The organism is Streptomyces calidiresistens (genome assembly GCF_014141525.1).
Taxonomy (GTDB): Bacteria; Actinomycetota; Actinomycetes; order Streptomycetales; family Streptomycetaceae; genus Streptomyces; species Streptomyces calidiresistens.
In genome coordinates this window covers 1-1,155 of the sequence record NZ_VKHS01001197.1, presented here as the reverse complement: position 1 = coordinate 1,155, position 1,155 = coordinate 1, and the positions used below count along the sequence as shown (strand labels likewise).

Here is a 1,155-nt window from a genome sequence, read left to right as displayed (position 1 = left end):
CCCCCATCGAGACACCCGGCGACCCGCGCCCCACCCGGGCCGGTCGCCCCGAACACCGGAGGACAGATGACCGCCGAGCCCACCGGGACCCCGACCGGGACCAACCGGCTGCGGCCCCGCCGTTCCTGCCTGGCCGTGCCCGGCAGCAGCCCCCGCTTCCTGGAGAAGGCCCAGACCCTTCCCGCCGACCAGGTCTTCCTCGACCTGGAGGACGCCTGCGCCCCGCTGGCCAAGGAGGACGCCCGGCACAGCATCGTCAAGGCGCTCAACGAGGGGGACTGGAGCGGGAAGACCCGGGTGGTGCGGGTCAACGACTGGACCACCCACTGGACCTACCGGGACGTGGTCACGGTCGTCGAGGGCGCCGGGCAGAACCTGGACTGCCTGATGCTGCCGAAGGTGCAGGACGCCGAGCAGGTCGTCGCGCTGGACCTGCTGCTGACCCAGATCGAGAAGACCATGGGGCTGGAGGTCGGCCGCATCGGCATCGAGGCGCAGATCGAGAACGCCCGCGGCCTGGTGAACGTCGACGCCATCGCCGCCGCCTCGCCGCGCCTGGAGACCATCATCTTCGGGCCCGCCGACTTCATGGCCTCGATCAACATGAGGTCCCTGGTGGTCGGGGAGCAGCCGCCCGGCTACGGCGCCGACGCCTACCACTACATCCTGATGCGGATCCTGATGGCCGCCCGGGCCAACGACCTCCAGGCGATCGACGGCCCCTACCTGCAGATCCGCAACGTGGACGGGTTCCGCGAGGTCGCGGGGCGGGCCGCCGCGCTCGGCTTCGACGGCAAGTGGGTGCTGCACCCGGGGCAGATCGACGCCGCGAACGAGATCTACTCGCCCTCGCAGGAGGACTACGACCACGCCGAGCTGATCCTGGACGCCTACGCCTGGTTCACCTCGGAGGAGGGCGGCAAGAAGGGCTCGGCGATGCTCGGCGACGAGATGATCGACGAGGCCAGCCGCAAGATGGCGCTGGTGGTGGCGGGCAAGGGCCGCGCGGCCGGGCTGCGGCGCACCTCGCGGTTCGAGCCGCCCACCGACTGAGGCCGTTCGACCGGGGTTCCGGGGCGGCGGGTTCGCGGGGAGGCTCCCCGCCGCCCCGGGACCTCTCCCCCGGCGCCTCCGGGCTGTCTCTTATACCCATCT

The 1,155-nt window shown here is 71.8% G+C and carries 1 protein-coding gene; it reads left to right on the top strand.

Annotated elements, in window-relative coordinates; translation table 11 throughout:
• The first annotated feature begins 66 nt into the window (after positions 1–66).
• The gene (locus FOE67_RS26350; RefSeq protein WP_182667332.1) at positions 67–1,053 is read left to right on the top strand and encodes an HpcH/HpaI aldolase/citrate lyase family protein; all 987 of its coding nucleotides are present in this window, start codon (positions 67–69) and stop codon (positions 1,051–1,053) included.
• Positions 1,054–1,155 lie beyond the last annotated feature (102 nt).